The organism is Streptomyces sp. NPDC104381, from assembly GCF_055583745.1.
Window position 1 is genome coordinate 53,142 of sequence record NZ_JBVJNK010000002.1, and the last position, 17,572, is coordinate 70,713.

Consider the following 17,572-nt stretch of genomic DNA (forward strand, 5'->3'; position numbering starts at 1 on the left):
AGGCTCTCCGTGAGCGGACCTCACGACGCGTGGCCGACGCTGGCCCACGAGGATCTGGCGTCCATGGTCGGATACGTCAACCGGGTGGTGCAGGTCGCAGGCAAGTACACCCTCGACGAGCCCTTCGAAGTCGGCTGGGGGAACGTCGTGCTCGACGTCACCCCCCGCGGGCTCAGGACGCCGACCTTCCGGCGGCGAGGAGTGACCTTCACGGTGCACTGCCGTCTGCTCGACGGCGACGTCGTCATCGAGGCCGACACGGGCTCGCGGACGGTGCCCTTGTCGGGGTCGACGGGGTCGGTCGCCACGTTCTACGCGGCGTTCCGCGACGCGGCGGCAGAGCTCGGCGTGGACCGGCCGCGTTCCCTGCTGATCTGCGAGATCCCGGATTGTGCGCCGACTTTCGAGGCCGATCACGCCGAACGGAGCTGGGATCCCGGTGCGGCTCGGCTGATGTGGGAGGCGTTGAACCTCGCCGCCGGCGGGCTCGAAACGTGGCAGGCGCCCTTCCGCGGGCACCGCCCCCGGGTCGGTGTGATGTGGGGCGGCTTCGATCTGTCCGCCACACGACACCGGGTGCAGCCCACCGAACCACCGTCCGATCGTCCGGTGTTCATGCGGAATGCCCAGCTCGCGGCGTACGTGGCGGTGGGCTTCTCCTTCGGGGACGCCACGGCGCCCGGCGCCGGTATGTACGCCTACATCTGGCCCCAGCCGGACGGTCTCGAAGGCAGGTCCTGGGGTGTCGACGGCGCCGTCTGGAATGCCGAGGCCGGTCTGGTCCTTCTGCCGTGGGACAGACTCGGCGAGAGCGCCGACCCGCATCAGGCCATCGTGGCGTTCGGTGACGCCGTCCACGACGCCGCAGTCGAGCTGGGAGGCTGGCCGTCCGACCTCATCGGGCCCCGCGTCGACGGGTGGTACATGAGCACGACGCCGCCGGAGGTCGTTCGAGCCCGACACCGTTCGGCTTGAGAGACATTCCACTCCCACCCGCTCGGCAACCTCCCGCGGCGTTCCGAGGTGCCGGTGGCGGGCGCCGTCCGCACCCGCCGCGGGGCCGGAGCCCTCAGGGCTGCTGCGGGTCGTCGCCGCTGCGGCCGTAGCGGGCGAGCATCGTCGTGACCGCCTCGTCGACGGCACGGCCGACGTCGGCAGGTGCGGGACTCCAGTCGGCGAGCAGCATCCGCGGCCACAGGACGTAGTTGGCGATCATCCCGAGGAACTGGTTGGTGGCGCTCTCCGCGTCCGGTACCACCGCGGTGCCCGCGGCGTGCTGGGCCTCCAGGTAGTCCTGGACGGAGACGAAGTAGGGCAGCTTGCCCAGCTCGAACTGGGCCCGTCCCAGTTCCGGGAAGCGCGGCAGTTCGGCGATGACGATGCGGAAGAGGGCCGCCATCGCGGGCCGGCCGATCAGGTCGGCGTACTGGCGGCCGATGGCGCTCAGGCCGGCGCGCAGGTCACCGGCCTGCGTCGCGGGGGCCGCCGGGTACGGACCGCCCTTCCAGTACTCGGTGACGATGGCCTCGAAGAGCGCCGCCTTGGTGGGGAACTGCTTGAACAGCGTGGACTTCGAGACGACCGCTTCCTGCGCGATCTTCGCGAGCGAGGTCCCGTCGTAGCCCCCTTCCAGGAACAGCTTCGTGGCCGCTGCGGTGATCGCCTCGCGCTTGCGCTGAGCGAGTCGTTGATGGTGCGCGGAGAGTCCTGCGGTCATGGGGTCAGTATGACTCAACCCCGAGGCGAGTCACTTGACTCGCCACTGTCCAGGTGTTTACGTGGACAGGGATGCGAGTCGCACGACTCGCATCCGGTCGACGGGAGTACTCCCCCGCCGGCGCCGTTCCGTTCCCGTGGGGAGAAGCACTCATGGAGTCAGGCAAGATCGCACTGGTGACCGGCGGCAATCGCGGGCTGGGCCGGGCCACGGCCCAGGCGCTGGCCCGGCACGGGCTGCGCGTCATCGTGACCTACCGCGGCGACGCACAGGAGGCCGAGGAGACGGTCAGGAACGTTCAGGAAACAGGCGCCGCGGCCTGCCGCGCTACGACTGGACATCAGCGATGTGGCCTCCTTTCCCGCCTTCGTGTCCCATCTGGCCACGCAGTTGGAGCGCTGGGACGCGACCCGCCTGGACGTCCTGGTCAACAATGCCGGGATCGGGCTGTTCGGCCCCTTGGAAGCGGTCACCGTCGACGACTTCGACGCGGTGATGGACACCAACGTGCGCGGCACGTTCTTCCTCGTCCAGGCGCTTGCGCCCGTGATGGCCGACGGGGGGCGGATCATCAACGTCTCCTCCTCCCTCAGCCGCCACACCGGTGCCGGCACGTCGGTCTACTCGGCCTCCAAGGCGGCGGTCGAGGTTCTCAGCCGGGTGCTGGCCGTGGAGTTGGGGGCGCGCAAGATCCGCGTCAACGCCATCGCGCCGGGTCCGACAGCCACCGACTTCAACGGCGGCGCCATGCGGGACGATGCGCAGATGCGCGAGGGACTGGGCGCGCAGACCGCGCTCGGCCGCGTCGGAGAACCGCAGGAGATCGGCGACGCGATTGCCGCGCTCGCCTCCGAGGACCTGCGGTGGGTCACCGCCCAGCGCCTCGAAGTCTCCGGCGGCGCGCTGCTGTAGGGGCCCCGCCACCGGCGCGACCCACCCCCACCTGGCGATACCTCCCACTGGTGCCCCACCTTTGATCCTGGTGTCGTACGGCCCGAAGAAGCCCGGCTTCTTCCAGACGGCCCGGAGAAGGGCGCCTGACTCGGGCAGTTGCCCGTCAGACGCCCTTCACGGAGCGTGCGGAACGACAACAGCGCCTGGGGCGCGCGTGCGGCGGATCTCAGTTGCGCGGAGGGAAGGACTTCACTCGGTGAAGACCTTTACGGAGTCCGCGCTCCCGCCGTTCCGGTTGACGCCGATGAAGAAGTCGCTCCCGATGTGGGTGACGTCCTCGATCTCGTCGGCCAGGCTGTTCCCCGGAATTCCGATATCGCCTTCCACGTCACCTCCGGACCAGTTGTACTGGTACACCCAGTTCCACCCGGTGTCGGGCGTCGACGTGTTGATGGACCTGGTGTTCCAGATGTAGTTCTCGGAGCAGTCAAGGCCTTGGTCGGAGCGATTGTCGTGACTCGTCAGGTTGCTCTTCACCAGCGTCCATCCGCTCGTCAGCGAACCGGCACCGGGATGGGTCCACAGGTTACCCAAGCGACGGGCGGCGTATTTGCCGGCTCCGCCGGCCGCCGTCGCGCTGTAGCAGAGACCGCTGATATTGCCGATGGGCAGATGGACGACCTCGCTCGCGCCGACAGCACCGGATGAGTTGAGGTGAATGATGGCCACATCGGCGCTCGGGTAAGCCGACTGACTTCCCTGGGTGGCGATCAGGGCAGCACCCTGGCCCTGATAGTTCGGATGGTAGGCGAGGTCGTTGCCGTGACCGAGTGCGGGTATGGAGGTCGGCGCCCCTGCGCAGATCCAGCTGTCACCGTCCCAGGTCGAGCCGTCGCGCAGCCATCTGGACAGGACCGGATCCGCCCCGCCTCCCTTGGTGAAAACGATGTAGAGCTGGCCGCCCGACCCCGCGACCATCCCCTGCATGACGGTGCGGCCCGCCCTGCACGCACTGCTGTTCGGGATGTTCAGCCGTTCCGCGCCACTCCTGTCCGTGGCGGCGTAGGCGGACGGCGTCGAGGCAATGGCGATTCCGGTCAGGAGTGCCAGTACGGACGCGAAACTCAGCAGTTTCTTCACTTGGTACCTCTTCTTTGCGGATAAGGCGAGGAGGGTAGCATTTGACGTGCACCCTAAATCTGACGCTGCATCAACTCGTAGCAGAATTACGCAATCTGACGGCTAATCACCCTGAACTGCAAAGAGCGTCCAGTCCCATACCCTGCCGATCCCGGAGCCCCGCAGGCCGACCCGTACGCCCTGCCCGAATTCACGTTGAAGCACATCCAGCCCTGACCCGCCCCTGACTCCCGGCACGACACCATCGCGCCCCGGGCCGGCACACCACGCGACCGGATCGAGCACGTGACCGCTCCCCCGGCCGAGACGCGACGCTCAGGCATGACCACCCTGAGCCGACCGGGATCCCACCGCTGTTCACCACTGGCACTCCAGAGATCATTTCGGGCGGGGCACCGTGAAGTAGTTGCCTGCGGAGGAGTCCCCGACCCCGAGGGTGAGAACGGTGTCGTAACGGGTTCGTGCAAGTGCCACGGTCACCGGCTCCTCCGGAGCGATCGAGCAGCGCTGGTAGATCACCTCGGGCCCGGTTTCGGGGCATGGGGCGGGCTCCTCGACCTGGAACGGGAGCGGCAGGTCCGGCCGGTCCCAGTCAAGCCGCAGCCCAGGGGCTTCGAGTGTCGGCGCGGGCATCAGGGTGCCGTCCTGGAACGTGCCGCGAGCGCGGTGGTAGTCGAGCGCAAAGGTCACGGTGCCGGCCGCGTGCGGCATGTCGTTCCCCTTGCCGTCCTGCGGTCCCCAGGTCGCGATGCCGGCCGCGCGGATCCGGGACAAGACCTCGGTGATCTCTCCCCGGACGCCGAAGTAGGCGTCGGCCCGCATGCTGCACGTGAGGACGTACGGAGACCGGTCGTTCTCGAACAGCGAGCCATTTCGAGGACCCTGACAGGAGTCGGCAGAGCGGGTGAGCACGTGCTCCAGGCCGTCGACGGCGGTCAGGCGCGCGATCACGGCGCGCATCTTCTGCTCTTCCTTCACCCGGCGGGATTCCGCTTCGGATGACGTGGCCTGCGCACGCAGTTCCTTGTCCGCAGGGTCGTGGGAGCACGCCGCGGTCAGTCCCACCAGGGCGCATGCCAGCAGCAGTCCGCCCGCTCGCGCGCACCACCCAGAGCTCCGGCGCCACCGGTCCGCCGTGGTCTTCCTCATTTCCGCACCCCTGCCCCACCTTCCGGTGAGGCAGGGCCAGGTGCATGAGTACACGTACTCAGATCCCAGCTTCCTGCCGTCACCACGACCGGCCGCACCTACCCCGAGCCAAGATCACTTACGGGGCACCCTCATCACCAGCCCTGATCACGCCAACCCAGTCTCGATCGCCCCACGACGACGGTGCGGCCGGTGACAGCAGCGGGCCGCGCCCCCTTTTGGCGTCATACCGCACTTTATTCGGACAAGGGGCAAACTTTCACCCGCCCGGTCTCGAATGCCTGGTAGAGAGCATCCGCGTACGGCTCATCCGGGGTCGTGTTCCACGCGGCACGCGCCTTTCGAGGGAGCTTTCCATGGCCGCAACGCAGGTCGCCACCCTGTCGCCGCCCGAAGACACCTCTGATCGGCACCGCCCCGAACCCGTCGCCCGCACGGAAGCGGCCCTCTCCTCGGTGCTGGCCGACGTCCTGCGACGGGATCACGTGGCGGCCGACAGTCACTTCTTCGAGGACCTGGGCGCCGATTCACTGGTGATGGCTCATTTCTGCGCGCGGGTCAGGAAGCACGCCGCCCTGCCGCCGGTCTCGATGCGGGACGTCTACGCGCACAGCACCATCCGTGATCTGGCCCTCGCGCTGACGGCCGCCGCACCCCCCGCGCCCGTCGAACCGTCGCACCGGGTTCTCGCCCCCTCGTCCCCGGCACCGGCGAGCCCTTCGGGCAGGCCCAGGTACGTCCTGTGCGGGACGCTGCAGTTGCTGACGTTCCTCGTCTACTCATGCCTCGTCGCGTTCGTCGGTGTCCGGGGCTACGGGTGGATATCCGCCGGGTCCGGTGTGCTCGACGTGTATCTCCGCTCGGTCGTCTTCGGCGCCGCGGTGTTCCTGGGGCTGTCCGTCGCGCCGGTACTCGTCAAGTGGGCCCTCGTGGGCCGTTGGAGGCCCCAGCGGATCAGGATCTGGAGCCTGGCCTACTTCCGACTCTGGCTCGTCAGGACACTCGTCCGCTCGGATCCGCTCGTCCTCTTCGTCGGGTCTCCGCTCTACACGCTCTACCTCAGGGCGCTGGGCGCGCGGATCGGGGCGGGCGTCGCGGTCTTCTCCCGCCATGTGCCCGTCTGCACCGACCTGCTCTCCATCGGTGACTCCACCGTCATCCGCAAGGACGCCTTCCTCACCTGCTACCGCGCCGGTGACGGACTGATCGAGACCGGCAGCGTGACGCTCGGGAAGGACGTGGTCGTCGCCGAGGCTTCGGTGCTCGACATCGGCACGGCACTCGGCGACGGCGCCCGACTGGCACACGCGTCCGCCCTCCACAGCGGCCAGACGGTGCCCGCCGGCGCGTACTGGCACGGTTCACCGGCGCGGCGCGCGGACGGGGAGTACCCGGTGGTGGGACCCGCGTCCTGCGGCTCCGTGCGCAGGACGGTCCACAGCGTGACGCAACTGCTGAGCGCGCTTCTGGTGTACCTGCCGCTGGCCGTCGGAGGCATCGGAATCCTGCTCGCCGAGGCGCCGCAGCTCAGTGCGGTGCTGGAACCCGGGCCCTCGATCCTCACGACGTGGGTGTTCTACCGCGACGCACTGGCCATCTCCTTCGTGCTGCTCTTCGTGATCGCGCCGGTCGGCTTCCTCCTGCTCGCCACCGTCCCCCGGCTGCTCGCCCGCACCATCGTGCCCGGCAAGGTCTATCCCCTCTACGGCTTCCACTACGGAGTGCTCCGCGCGATCACCCTGCTGACCAACCGGCCTTTCCTGACACGCCTGTTCGGCGACAGCTCCGCCGTGGTCCCCTACCTCCGCCTGCTCGGGTACGACCTCTCACGGGTCGAGCAGACAGGATCGAACTTCGGGACCGAGGTGAAGCAGGAGACGCCCTACCTGAGCACGGTCGGAACGGGGACGATGGTCGCCGACGGGCTGTCGATCAACAACGCCGAGTTCTCCAGCACGTCCTTCCGCGTCTCCCGCACCTCCATCGGGCCGCAGAACTTCCTGGGCAACAGGATCGCCTATCCGGCCCGGGGCCGAACCGGCGCCGACTGCCTGCTGGCGACCAAGGTCATGGTCCCGGTCGACGGAAGGATCCGGGAGGGAGTCGGCCTCCTGGGATCGCCCAGCTTCGAGATACCCCGGTCCGTCCAGCGGGACAGCAGCTTCGACCTCATGAAGAGCGGCGAGCGGCTGCGTACCGGCCTGGCCACGAAGAACAGGCACAACGCCGGCTCCATGGGGCTGTACCTCCTGGTCCGGTGGTTGTACGTGTTCGTCGTCACGCTCGTCATGTCGGTATCCGCCGAGCTCTACACCTCCATCGGTGCGGTGTCCGTCGCCCTGGGCAACGTCCTCGTCGTGCTCGTCAGTGCCGCGTACTTCGTCCTCGTGGAACGGGCGGTCACGGCCTCCCACCCGCCGGGTCCGCTCTTCTGCTCGATCTACGACCTCCGCTTCTGGCGGCGTGAACGCTTCTGGAAGGTGCCCTCGGAGGTGTACCTCAAGGCCTTCGACGGGACTCCCTTCAAGCCGCTGATCTGGCGGTTGCTGGGTGTACGGATCGGACGCAGGGTCTTCGACGACGGCTGCAGCCTGACGGAGCGCACGATGGTCACCATCGGGGACGGCGCCACGCTCAACACCGGCAGCGTCGTCCAGTGCCACTCCCAGGAGGACGGCACCTTCAAGTCCGACCGCTCCACCGTCGGCAGCGGCTGCACGCTCGGGGTCGGTGCCTTCGTGCACTACGGCGTCACGATCGGCGACGGAGCGGTACTCGCTCCCGACTCCTTCCTCATGAAGGGCGAATCGGTCCCGGAGGACACCCTGTGGGGCGGCAACCCGGCCACCCAGACCGTCCGGGCGACTGCCCGTGGCGAGGAGGCGACACGATGAATACGCCGACACGCGGCAGCGCGGAGTACTGGCGCGACGTGCTCACCGCCGGAGGGGGCGCCCGGGTGGCCCGGTGGACGCACACGCCGGCACCCGGCACCGCCGAGGTCGAGGCGGTCGTTCCCGGAGCGCTCGTCACCGAGCTGGACCGTCTGACGACGTCGATGCGGGTCTCCTCCACCTCACCCATGCTGGCCGCGCACGCCAAGGTGCTCTCCTCGCTGACCGGGGAAGCGGCCGTCACCACGGGCTATGCCGCGGCCTCCGGTGCCCTGCCGTGCCGGCTGACCACCGATGCCTCCTCCTGGCGGACGCTGATGCTGCACGCGGACCGTACGGAGGCGGAACTGCTGGCCCACAGGGACTTCCCGGTCGACACCCTCCGCGCGGAGCTGGGTCTCCCGCCCACCGCGTACGACACCGTCTTCGACCCCGGCGGTGCCGGTGCACCGGCACCGGCACCGGAGACCGTGTTCCAGGTGGCGCTCACCCGTCGCGGCGGCGAGTCCGTGCTCCGGCTGCGGTACAGGACCGAGGTCCTCGACGAGGAGCACGCCGCCAGAATCGTCGGCTACCACCTCACCGCGCTCAGGCTGATCGCGGCTGACCCCGACGCGCAGCACCGGCGGCAGAGCCTGCTGGCGCGGGAAGAACTCCGCCATCAGATCGACGGGCTCGCGGGACCCCACCGCGAACTCCCCGACGTACGCTTCCATGAACTGTTCGAGCAGCGGGCGCACGCACGGCCGCACTCGGTCGCGGCCGTCCAGGGCGGCCGGCGGTTGACCTACCAGGACCTCAACGACCGGGCCAACCGGCTGGCACACGCCCTGCTGGGCGCGGGGCTCGGCCGGCAGGACGTCGTCGCCGTGGTGACGGAACGGAACCTGGACTGCCTGACCGCGGTCCTCGCGGTCCTCAAGGCCGGCGGGGCCTACATGCCCGTCGAGCCGCACTTCCCCGCCGGCCGCATCGCCGCGATGCTCTCCCGGGCCGACTGCCGGCTGGTGCTCACCGAGCCCGGCAGCACCACCACGCTCGACCGTGCCGTGGACTCCCTGCCCGGGGTGCGGACGTCGTTCATCGGCACACTGTGCGAGGAGGCCCACGAGGTCTCCGATCCCCGCGTGCCGGTCGGCCCGGACGATCTCGCGTACGTCATCTTCACCTCGGGCTCCACCGGGGAACCCAAGGGCGCGATGGTGGAGCACGCGGGCATGCTCAATCACCTCCTCGCGAAGAGCGAGGACCTGGGGATCGGTGAGGGCGATGTGGTCGCCCAGACCGCACCCCAGTGCTTCGACATCTCCCTCTGGCAGCTCCTCTCCCCCCTGCTGGCCGGCGGACGCACCCTGCTGGTCGGCCAGGAGGCGATCCTGGACGTCCGCAGGTTCGTCGACACGCTGGCCGACGGCCGGGCCGGTGTCCTTCAGCTGGTGCCGTCCTACCTCGACGCGGTGCTGTCCTTTCTGGAACGGCATCCGCGCGAACTGCCCGATCTGCGCTGCGTATCGGTCACCGGCGAAGCTCTGAAGAAGGGCCTCGTCCAGCGCTGGTTCACCGCCATGCCCGGTGTCACCCTGGTCAACGCCTACGGACTGACCGAGACGTCCGACGACACCAACCACGCGGTCATGGACCGGGTGCCGGACACGCAGGGCGTGCCGCTCGGCCACCCGGTCAACAACGTGCGCGTCTACGTCGTCGACGAGCACCTCTCCCCGGTGCCGCTGGGCGCCCCCGGCGCCATCGCCTTCTCGGGGGTCTGCGTCGGCCGCGGGTACATCAACGACCCTGAGCGGACGCGGGCGGTCTTCCTGCCGGATCCGTTCCACGCGGGCGAGCGGCTCCATCTGGGAGGGGACTACGGCCGCTGGCTCCCCGACGGGCAGCTGGAATTCCTCGGCCGCCGGGACTCACAGGTCAAGATCCGGGGATTCCGGATCGAGATCGGTGAGATCGAGAACGCTCTGCTGCAGGTGGCCGGCGTACGCGACGGCGCCGTGGTGGTGGCCGAACGGGCCGGGCGAGGACGGCAGCTGATGGCCTTCTACAGCGGCGGGCGTCCCCTGCGCACCGCTGTCCTGCGGGACCGTCTCGGCGAAGCGCTGCCGGCGTACATGGTTCCGTCGGCCTTCCACTGGCAGGAGACCCTGCCGCTGACCGCCAACGGGAAGATCGACCGCCGGGAACTGGCCGTACGGGCGGCGGAGTCGGGCGGGGCCGTCGTGGACGGGAACGACGAGCTGCCTCGTACGCCCACCGAGCAGCGTCTGGCCGCGGTCTGGGCCGAGGTGCTCGGCGTGCCCCGGGAGCTCGTGGGCAGACAGGACAACTTCTTCGACCGCGGGGGCACCTCGCTGTCGGCGGTCAGGGTGGCGGTCTCCCTGGACCGGGAGGTATCGCTCAAGGACCTGGTCCGTCACCCCGTACTCACCGATCTCGCCTCCTTCGTCGACGCACGTTCCACCTCATGAACCGATCACGACCCCGAGGAGAACACGATGACTTCCATGGAGATGACCAGCGCTCCGCTCGATCTGGAGTGGGAACCGGGCCGGCCCGCGATGCTGCGGGTCCAGGCCGCCGGCGACCCGGCGGGCTGGGCGGCCGAAAGCCGGGAGGAGCTGTACGCCGCACTGGCCGAACACGGTGCCGTACTGGTCCGCGGCCTGGGTCTGCACGACACGGACGGCGTCGCCGCGGTCCTCGGCCGGCTGGCCGCCGAACCCGTGACGGAACGGGAGACCTTCGCGCCCAGGCAGACCTATGCGCCCGGCGTCCACTCGTCCTCCCCCTGGCCACCGAACCAGCCGATGTGCATGCACCACGAACTGAGTTACGCGCTCGGCTCCCCCGGCCTGCTCCTCTTCGCCTGCCTCACCGAGCCCACCGCGGGCGGAGCCACCTGCCTCGCCGACGCGCCGGCGGTGCTCGACGCCCTGCCCCGCGGACTGACCGAGCGGTTCGAGAGGGAGGGATGGCTCCTGACCCGCAGCTACAACGGCGAGATCGGAGCCACGGTGACCGAGGCGTTCGGCACCGACGACCGCGACGCGGTGGAGCGCTACTGCCACGACCACGCCATCTCCTGTGCCTGGCAGCCCGACGGAGGACTCCGCACCGAGCAACGGCGCAGCGCCGTGGTGCGCCACCCGGCCGACGGACGGACCTGCTGGTTCAACCAGATCGCCTTCCTGAACGAGTGGACGCTCGCACCCGAGGTACGCGAGTACCTCGTCGACGAGTACGGATCCGACGGCCTGCCGTTCAACACGCGCTACGGCGACGGCGAGCCCATCGGAGAGGACGTCGTCCAGCTCATCAACTCGGTCTACGAGGAACACACCGTGCGCCGGCCGTGGAGGGCCGGAGACCTGCTCCTCGTCGACAACATCCGTACGGCGCACAGCAGGGAGGCCTACGAGGGACCTCGCGAAGTCGTCGTCGCCATGGCCTCGCCGTCCCGGCCGGACACCTGCTCGCCGACCTTCGAGGCGGGATCGCGATGAACACAGACCGCACTGCTGCCCCCGTATCCGTCCCGGACGAGGAGGTCACCGTGCCCTCGTTCGCGGTGATCCCCGGCAGCCAGGTCCGAAGCGCCCTCGAAGGGCGCGAGAAGGAGATCGTGGAGGAGGTCGAGGCCGCGTACCGGCTGCACGGCGCGGGCAGGACGGTGAACCCGCCCTCCTCGTTCCTCCGCTTCCCGGACCGCGCCACGTCACGGATGATCGCGCTGCCCGCCTCCCTGGGGGGCGAGTCGCCGGTGGACGGACTGAAGTGGATCTCCAGCTTCCCGGCGAACGTGAGGTCCGGTGTACCGCGCGCCTCGGCCGTCCTGATCCTCAACGACCCGCGCACGGGCTACCCGTTCGCCTGTCTGGAGAGCTCGATCATCAGTGCCACGAGGACGGCCGCGTCCGCGGTCTCCGCTGCCGACCGGCTCAGCCGCGACCGGCCACGCCCCACCCGCGTCGGGTTCTTCGGCACGGGATTGATCGCCCGGTACATCCATACGTTCCTCGAAGGCTCGGGCTGGTCGTTCGAGGACATCGGGGTGTACGACGTCTCCGCCGGGAGCGCGGCCGGTTTCCGGCTGTACGTGGAGCAGTCCGGCAGCGCCGCCCCCGTGACCGTGCACCGCGCCCCGGAGGAGCTGATCCGCACCAGCGATCTCGTGGTCTTCGCGACCGTGGCCGGCGAACCGCATGTCGACGAGCCTGCGTGGTTCGACCACAACCCCGTGGTGCTGCACGTATCGCTACGCGATCTCACCCCGGGCGTTCTTCTGACCGCCACCAACATCGTGGACGACGTCGAGCACTGCCTCAGGGCGGCCACGTCCCCCCATCTGACCGAACAGCTCACGGGCAACCGGGACTTCGTGCACGGCACGCTGGACGACGTGATCACGGGGCGGGTGACCGTGCCGGGGAACAGGCCGGCGATCTTCTCGCCCTTCGGCCTCGGGGTGCTCGATCTCGCGGTCGGCGGCTTCGTCTACGACCGGGTCGCCCGCTCCGGCGAACTGCGGACCGTGGACGACTTCTTCCACGAACGAAGCCGCTACGGATGAAGCCGGCTGTCCCGAACCGGGCTCGTTCCGCCGCGCGGCACAGCCCGCAGAAACGATCGGAAGAGGAGTTCACCGTGTCGGTCATCACTGTTCCTCAGGCCTTCGACGAGGAAGAGCTCTATGTGGACGTACAACGGATCTTCGGGGAGGCGCTGCTCCTCAAGTGCGAGGGCTTCAACTTCGCCGGATCGATCAAGCTGAAAGCCGCCGCCGAGATGGTGGCATCGGCCGAGCGCGACGGCACCCTGACCGCTGATTCCGTGCTCGTCGAGTCCTCGTCGGGCAATCTCGGCGTGGCACTGAGCATGATCGCGGCCAGCAAGGGCTACCGGTTCGTATGCGTGACGGACTCACGCTGCAACCTCACCACCCGGCTGATGATGGAGGCTCTGGGCGGCGAGGTCCACCTGGTGGCCGGCCAGGAGGCCGGCGGCGGTTTCCTCGCCGCGCGGCTGGAGCACGTCCGGCGCCTGTGCGCCTCCGACGACCGGTACGTGTGGCTGAGCCAGTACTCCAACCCGGCCAACTGGAGGGCGCACTACCGCACGACGGCTGTGGAGATAGCCCGGTCGTTCCCACGGCTGGACGTCCTGTTCGTGGGGGCGGGGACGACGGGGACGCTGATGGGCTGCGCACGGTACTTCCGGGCCTGGCACCGCCCGGTACGGATGGTCGCGGTGGACACCGTGGGCTCGGTCGCGTTCGGAGGGGACCCCGGCCGCCGGATGATCCCGGGGCTGGGCATGAGCATGCGTCCGCCGCTCCTGGACGAGTCGTACGTGGACGAGGTGGTGCGGGTCGAGGAGGCGGACACGATCCTCGCCTGCCGTCGCCTGGCCAGGAGCGGCTTCCTCTTCGGCGGCTCCACCGGCACCGTGGTGAGCGGCGCGACCGACTGGCTGGCGCGGCACGGGACGCCGGACCTCACATCGGTGGCCATCGCACCCGACCTCGGCGAGCGCTATCTCGACACCGTCTACCAGGACAAGTGGGTCCAGGACCTCTACGGCGAGGATCCGGCCGACCTCACGGGCCCGCCGCCGCACCATGCGAATTCACCGCTTTGACACACCTGGATGGCCCTCGGCACCGAGGGGTGGTTGTGTCGCACGGGAATGGTCTCCGTACCCGGTGTCGACAGGTCAGCGAGGTCTCCAGGTGCAATCCGCCGATCGCGGAGGGGATACCGGGCAGCGGACGGACGAGCCCGATCTGGACCAGCTGATGCTCTGGACGGCCGAGGGGGACCACGACGCCTTCGCCGACGTCTACGACCGGGCCGCCGGGCCGGTGATGGGTCTGGTCCACCGGGTTCTGCGGGACCCGGCGCAGTCGGAGGAGGTGGTCCAGGACGTGCTGCTCGAGGTGTGGCGTACATCCGGCCGGTTCCAGCCCGGCCGGGGCAGTGCGATGACCTGGATCATGACTCTGGCCCACCACCGGGCGGTGGACCGCGTGCGGTCGTCCCAGGCCGGCGCGGACCGCGAACGCAGGGCGGCGGTGCTGAACCCCGGACCGCCTTTCGACGACGTGACCGAACAGGTGGAGACCCGTCTGGAGTGGCAGCGGGTACGCCGCTGCGTCCACGCGCTCACCGATATCCAGCGCGAGACGGTGACCCTCGCCTACTACGGAGGGCTCACCTACAAGGAAGTGGCGCGATCGCTGTCCGTACCGCTGGGCACGGTGAAGACCCGCCTGCGCGACGGGCTGATCCGGCTGCGTGCCTGTCTGGGAGGGACGCCGTGAACACGGTCGACCCGCACGACGCGAGCGGTGCCTACGCCCTGCACGCACTCCCCGAGGACGAACGCCTCGCCTTCGAGCGGCACCTGGAGGGCTGCGAGGCCTGCCGCGAGGAGGTGGCCGAGCTCCAGGCCACAGCCGCACTCCTGGGGGAGGCCGCGGCGGTCACTCCGCCGGCCGCCCTGCGTGAGGAGGTCCTCCGCAAGGCGGCCACCACGCCGCAGGAGGCGCCCGCCGGGCCCCGGAAGTCGTCCGCGCCGCCGCGGCGGTCGCCCGTAGCGCCGCAGCCGGTCCCTGTGACGCCGGGGGCGGACGGCCGGGCACAGGCCCCGTCGCGTCAGCTGCCCCGCCTCGTGCTGGCGGCCTGCGTGGCGGCCGTGGTCGCCTGCCTCGGCATCGCCACGTGGCAGTACCAGGAAGCCCAGGACGCCAGAGCCACGGCCGAGCAGGTGCATGAGCGGCAGAACGATGTGGCACGCGTGCTCACGGCGCCCGACGTCCAGCTCTCGACCCAGAGGCTGCGCGGCGGCGGCACAGCCACGGTCGCCGTCTCCCGCGACGAGGACGCGGCCACGCTCGCCGTTTCCGACCTGCCGCGGCTTCCCGCCGGCAAGGAGTACGAGGCCTGGTTCATCGAGGACGGGACGCCCGTGCCGGCCGGACTGCTCAGCCACAGCCCCGGGCGCCGGTTGACCCTGCTGGAAGGGCCGGTCGGCGACGCCACGGCAGTGGCCCTGTCCGTCGAACCCTCGGGGGGCTCCGAGCAGCCCACCACCGACCCCCTCGGCGCGGTCGAACTCCCCGCCTGACACGGCCCACGCACCCCGGCTCCCGCTGCCGGCCACTGCCTTGCGGGAGTTCCGGGCATGCGTCCGCCTTCGCGCGCAACCGTCGGTTCACCCCAAACAATCCCACCGGTGCCTACGAATCCCTTGTGTAAGGCCGCTCAGGACCCGGGTGCCGAATCCGCCAGGACCGGGACCCGTCCAGCGCCAACTCGGGCAGCACACCATCCGGCGCCCGCAAGGCCGCCGCACCCTCCTCGGGACCCTGTCATGACCACAACCGTCACCTCCACCCTCGCGCCGGGCCGGCTCGGCACACAGACGATCCCCCTGCCGTCCGGACCTGAAGCTCCCTCGCACGCCCGCAGGGCAACCGTCGCCTTCCTCCGCCGGACCCGGCCCGCGCTCGCTCCCGGTCGTCACGACGACGTCCTGCTCATCGTGTCCGAACTGGTCACCAACGCGGTCCGGCACGCCTCCGGCCCCAGCGCCCTCACCCTGACCACCACCGGGAGCTCCCTGGACATCGCGGTGACCGACTGCTCGTGCGTCGCACCGGCCCCACGTCACCCGGATCTGACCGACGGCACGGGCGGCATGGGCCTGCACATCGCCGAGGACCTGGGAGCCCGGGTCTTCACCGAACCGCGTCCCGGCGGAAAGTGCGTGCACGCGGCCTTCCACGACGCCTGACGTCGCCGGGCGGTCGCCCGCGGGATTGCGATCCGCTACGCGCCCGTGGCCTCACAGCCCATTGCAAGCTCTCACCCATCGCATGGAAAGAGAGCCCGCCTAATGTCCGTCCACATGACGGGAATCCACAAAGGCCACAAGATGACCCGCCGCCGGGCCCTCGCGGTGACCGGAGGCACGGCCGCAGCGGGCGGACTGGCGATAGCCGGTTACCAGGCCGCGTCCGCCGAGACGAGTACCGGGGCCGGAGCCTCCGCATCAGCGGCGGCTTCTTCCAGCTCCACCGGCACCACCTGCATGCAGCTGATGACCAGTGTCACCGAGGGGCCGTACTACCTGGACGGCGCCCTGGTCCGCAAGGACATCACCGAGGGAAAGAGCGGTGTCCCGCTGACCCTGCGCCTGACGGTCGTGGACGCCACCGACGGCTGCACTCCGGTCCCCGGCGCGGCCGTGGAGATCTGGCACTGCGACGCCTGGGGCTACTACTCCGGCTACACCACCGCCAACCCCGGTGGTTCGGCCCCCGCCGAGAGCGAGGACGGCTCGACCGCGGACGACGACACCTATCTGCGCGGCTACCAGATCGCCAACGCGAACGGGGTGGTCAAGTTCACCACCATCTTCCCCGGTTGGTACACCCCGCGGACCTGCCACATCCATGTCAAGGTGCACACCGGCGGCGAGAAGGAGGACAGCACCTACGAGGGCGGCAAGGTCAACTTCACCGGCCAGCTGTTCTTCGACGACGACATCGCCCAGGAGATCTTCGCCCTGGAGCCGTACTCGAAGCACTCCGGTTCCTACACCGAGCTCGCCGACGACATGGTCTACGACGACAGCGGTGCCGCCGGCGGACTGCTGACGCTGAAGGCCGTGCACAAGAGCGACGCGTCCAAGGGCTACAAGGGATTCCTGACGCTGGGCGTCGATCCCGACACCGAGAACACCGGCGCGGGCAGCGGCGAAGGCGGCGGCGGTACTCCTCCCGGAGGCACTCCGCCCGACGGCACACCGCCCGCCGACGCGCCCACGGGTGCGGCGGCTCCATCGGCCTCGGCCTCCTCGTAGGCAGTCATGAGAAGCCGTGAAGCCGGCGGGACCGCCTATGAGAAGGCACTCGCGCGGACCGCCGTGGCCGCGCTGACCGAGCAGTTGGCCCTCGCGCCGAAGCCCGGACTGCCCGACCCGCGCGACCTGGCCGCCCGCACCACCCGCCGGGACCACCGAGCGCTGTGCTGGTCGGCCAGGGCGCTCGCCCCCGGCCTCACGGCGATGGCCGCCTCCGCACGCCGCAGCGGCGCCCCCTCGCCGGCACTCCGCGCCGAACTGGGCGCCATCGGGCGGTGCACCGAGCACTCGATGGCCCTGGCCGGCGGCGGACACCGCGGTGCGCTGTGGACGCTGGGGCTGCTGGTGGCCGCGGCCGCTCTCAGTCCCGGCGCCAAGGGCGTGGAGGTCACGGCGACCGCCAAGCGGCTGGCGGCGCATCCCGACCGGGATGCGCCGCTGCTGCCCTCGCGCGGGTCGGCGGTATCCGCGAAGTACGGCGCGCCCGGGGCCCGGGGCGAGGCACGCGCCGCCTTCCCGCATGTGCGCCGGGCGCTCACCGCGCTGGCCGCCGCGCGGCGGGCCGGCACCGAGACGCAGGCCCGCCTGGACGCGCTGCTCACCGTCATGTCCACCCTCCAGGACACCGAGCTGCTGTACACGGCCGGCCCGCCCGGGCTGCGCGAGGCGCAGGCGGGCGCCCGCGCGGTTCTGGAGGCAGGCGGCACCGCGACCCCGGCAGGGGCCGAGGCGCTGGCCGCCCTGGACGGCAGACTCCAGGATCACGCGTGGAGCCCGCGCGGCAGCGCCAACCTGCTGGCCGGTGCGCTGTTCCTCGACGCGCTGCCGTCGGTACGGGTGCCGACCACGGCGCTCCGGGCCGCCTGACCTGCCGGGCACCCGGGCGGTTGGTCGGGCTTCCGGA

Annotated in this window: 14 protein-coding genes and 1 pseudogene; 12 read left to right on the forward strand and 3 right to left on the reverse strand. The window is 70.2% G+C overall.

Annotated elements, in window-relative coordinates:
* The first annotated feature begins 9 nt into the window (after nucleotides 1–9).
* Entirely contained in the window at nucleotides 10–975 is a 966-nt protein-coding gene (locus ACZ607_RS05285) for a DUF5996 family protein (RefSeq protein WP_469731958.1), read from the forward strand.
* A 94-nt stretch (nucleotides 976–1,069) separates the two neighbouring features.
* Here ACZ607_RS05285 and ACZ607_RS05290 read toward each other — a convergent pair whose 3' ends face one another.
* The gene (locus ACZ607_RS05290) at nucleotides 1,070–1,717 is read right to left on the reverse strand and encodes a TetR/AcrR family transcriptional regulator (protein ID WP_469731960.1); all 648 of its coding nucleotides are present in this window, start codon (nucleotides 1,715–1,717) and stop codon (nucleotides 1,070–1,072) included.
* Between the two features lie 152 nt (nucleotides 1,718–1,869).
* Between ACZ607_RS05290 and ACZ607_RS05295 the strand changes: the two are divergent.
* Nucleotides 1,870–2,629 (forward strand): annotated as a pseudogene (locus tag ACZ607_RS05295) (SDR family NAD(P)-dependent oxidoreductase).
* 231 nt (nucleotides 2,630–2,860) lie between these two features.
* Here ACZ607_RS05295 and ACZ607_RS05300 read toward each other — a convergent pair.
* Nucleotides 2,861–3,751 (reverse strand): hypothetical protein, encoded by an 891-nt coding sequence (locus ACZ607_RS05300; protein ID WP_469731962.1) that lies wholly within the window; start codon nucleotides 3,749–3,751, stop codon nucleotides 2,861–2,863.
* Nucleotides 3,752–4,129: 378 nt separating this feature from the next.
* On the reverse strand, nucleotides 4,130–4,816 hold the full coding sequence (locus ACZ607_RS05305) for a hypothetical protein (RefSeq protein ID WP_469731963.1): 687 nt from the start codon (nucleotides 4,814–4,816) through the stop codon (nucleotides 4,130–4,132).
* A gap of 440 nt (nucleotides 4,817–5,256) precedes the next feature.
* Here ACZ607_RS05305 and ACZ607_RS05310 point away from each other — a divergent pair, with 440 nt between their 5' ends.
* The 10 genes from ACZ607_RS05310 to ACZ607_RS05355 all read left to right on the forward strand — a co-directional run bounded on the left by ACZ607_RS05310 (nucleotide 5,257) and on the right by ACZ607_RS05355 (nucleotide 17,535).
* A complete protein-coding gene (locus tag ACZ607_RS05310; RefSeq protein ID WP_469731964.1) occupies nucleotides 5,257–7,794 on the forward strand; it encodes a Pls/PosA family non-ribosomal peptide synthetase in 2,538 nt (845 codons plus the stop codon).
* Nucleotides 7,791–10,271, forward strand: a complete 2,481-nt coding sequence (locus ACZ607_RS05315) for a non-ribosomal peptide synthetase (protein ID WP_469731965.1) — start codon at nucleotides 7,791–7,793, stop codon at nucleotides 10,269–10,271. The genes ACZ607_RS05310 and ACZ607_RS05315 overlap by 4 nt, the downstream gene beginning before the upstream one ends.
* Nucleotides 10,272–10,298: 27 nt before the next feature.
* Nucleotides 10,299–11,306, forward strand: a complete 1,008-nt coding sequence (locus tag ACZ607_RS05320; RefSeq protein ID WP_469731966.1) for a TauD/TfdA family dioxygenase — start codon at nucleotides 10,299–10,301, stop codon at nucleotides 11,304–11,306.
* Nucleotides 11,303–12,373: a 2,3-diaminopropionate biosynthesis protein SbnB gene (sbnB, locus tag ACZ607_RS05325; protein WP_469731967.1), complete on the forward strand. Its 1,071-nt coding sequence runs from the start codon at nucleotides 11,303–11,305 to the stop codon at nucleotides 12,371–12,373. The genes ACZ607_RS05320 and sbnB overlap by 4 nt, the downstream gene beginning before the upstream one ends.
* A 74-nt stretch (nucleotides 12,374–12,447) precedes the next feature.
* The gene (sbnA, locus tag ACZ607_RS05330) at nucleotides 12,448–13,440 is read left to right on the forward strand and encodes a 2,3-diaminopropionate biosynthesis protein SbnA (protein ID WP_469731968.1); all 993 of its coding nucleotides are present in this window, start codon (nucleotides 12,448–12,450) and stop codon (nucleotides 13,438–13,440) included.
* Between the two features lie 91 nt (nucleotides 13,441–13,531).
* On the forward strand, nucleotides 13,532–14,122 hold the full coding sequence (locus ACZ607_RS05335) for a sigma-70 family RNA polymerase sigma factor (RefSeq protein ID WP_469731970.1): 591 nt from the start codon (nucleotides 13,532–13,534) through the stop codon (nucleotides 14,120–14,122).
* Complete coding sequence (locus tag ACZ607_RS05340; RefSeq protein WP_469731972.1) at nucleotides 14,119–14,928, forward strand: anti-sigma factor; 810 nt, start codon at nucleotides 14,119–14,121, stop codon at nucleotides 14,926–14,928. Before ACZ607_RS05335 ends, ACZ607_RS05340 begins: the two co-directional genes overlap by 4 nt.
* A 246-nt stretch (nucleotides 14,929–15,174) precedes the next feature.
* Nucleotides 15,175–15,597 (forward strand): ATP-binding protein, encoded by a 423-nt coding sequence (locus ACZ607_RS05345; RefSeq protein WP_469731974.1) that lies wholly within the window; start codon nucleotides 15,175–15,177, stop codon nucleotides 15,595–15,597.
* A 114-nt stretch (nucleotides 15,598–15,711) separates the two neighbouring features.
* Nucleotides 15,712–16,668: an intradiol ring-cleavage dioxygenase gene (locus ACZ607_RS05350; protein WP_469731976.1), complete on the forward strand. Its 957-nt coding sequence runs from the start codon at nucleotides 15,712–15,714 to the stop codon at nucleotides 16,666–16,668.
* 6 nt (nucleotides 16,669–16,674) lie between these two features.
* Nucleotides 16,675–17,535: a triphosphoribosyl-dephospho-CoA synthase gene (locus ACZ607_RS05355; RefSeq protein ID WP_469731977.1), complete on the forward strand. Its 861-nt coding sequence runs from the start codon at nucleotides 16,675–16,677 to the stop codon at nucleotides 17,533–17,535.
* The last annotated feature ends 37 nt before the right edge of the window (nucleotides 17,536–17,572 follow it).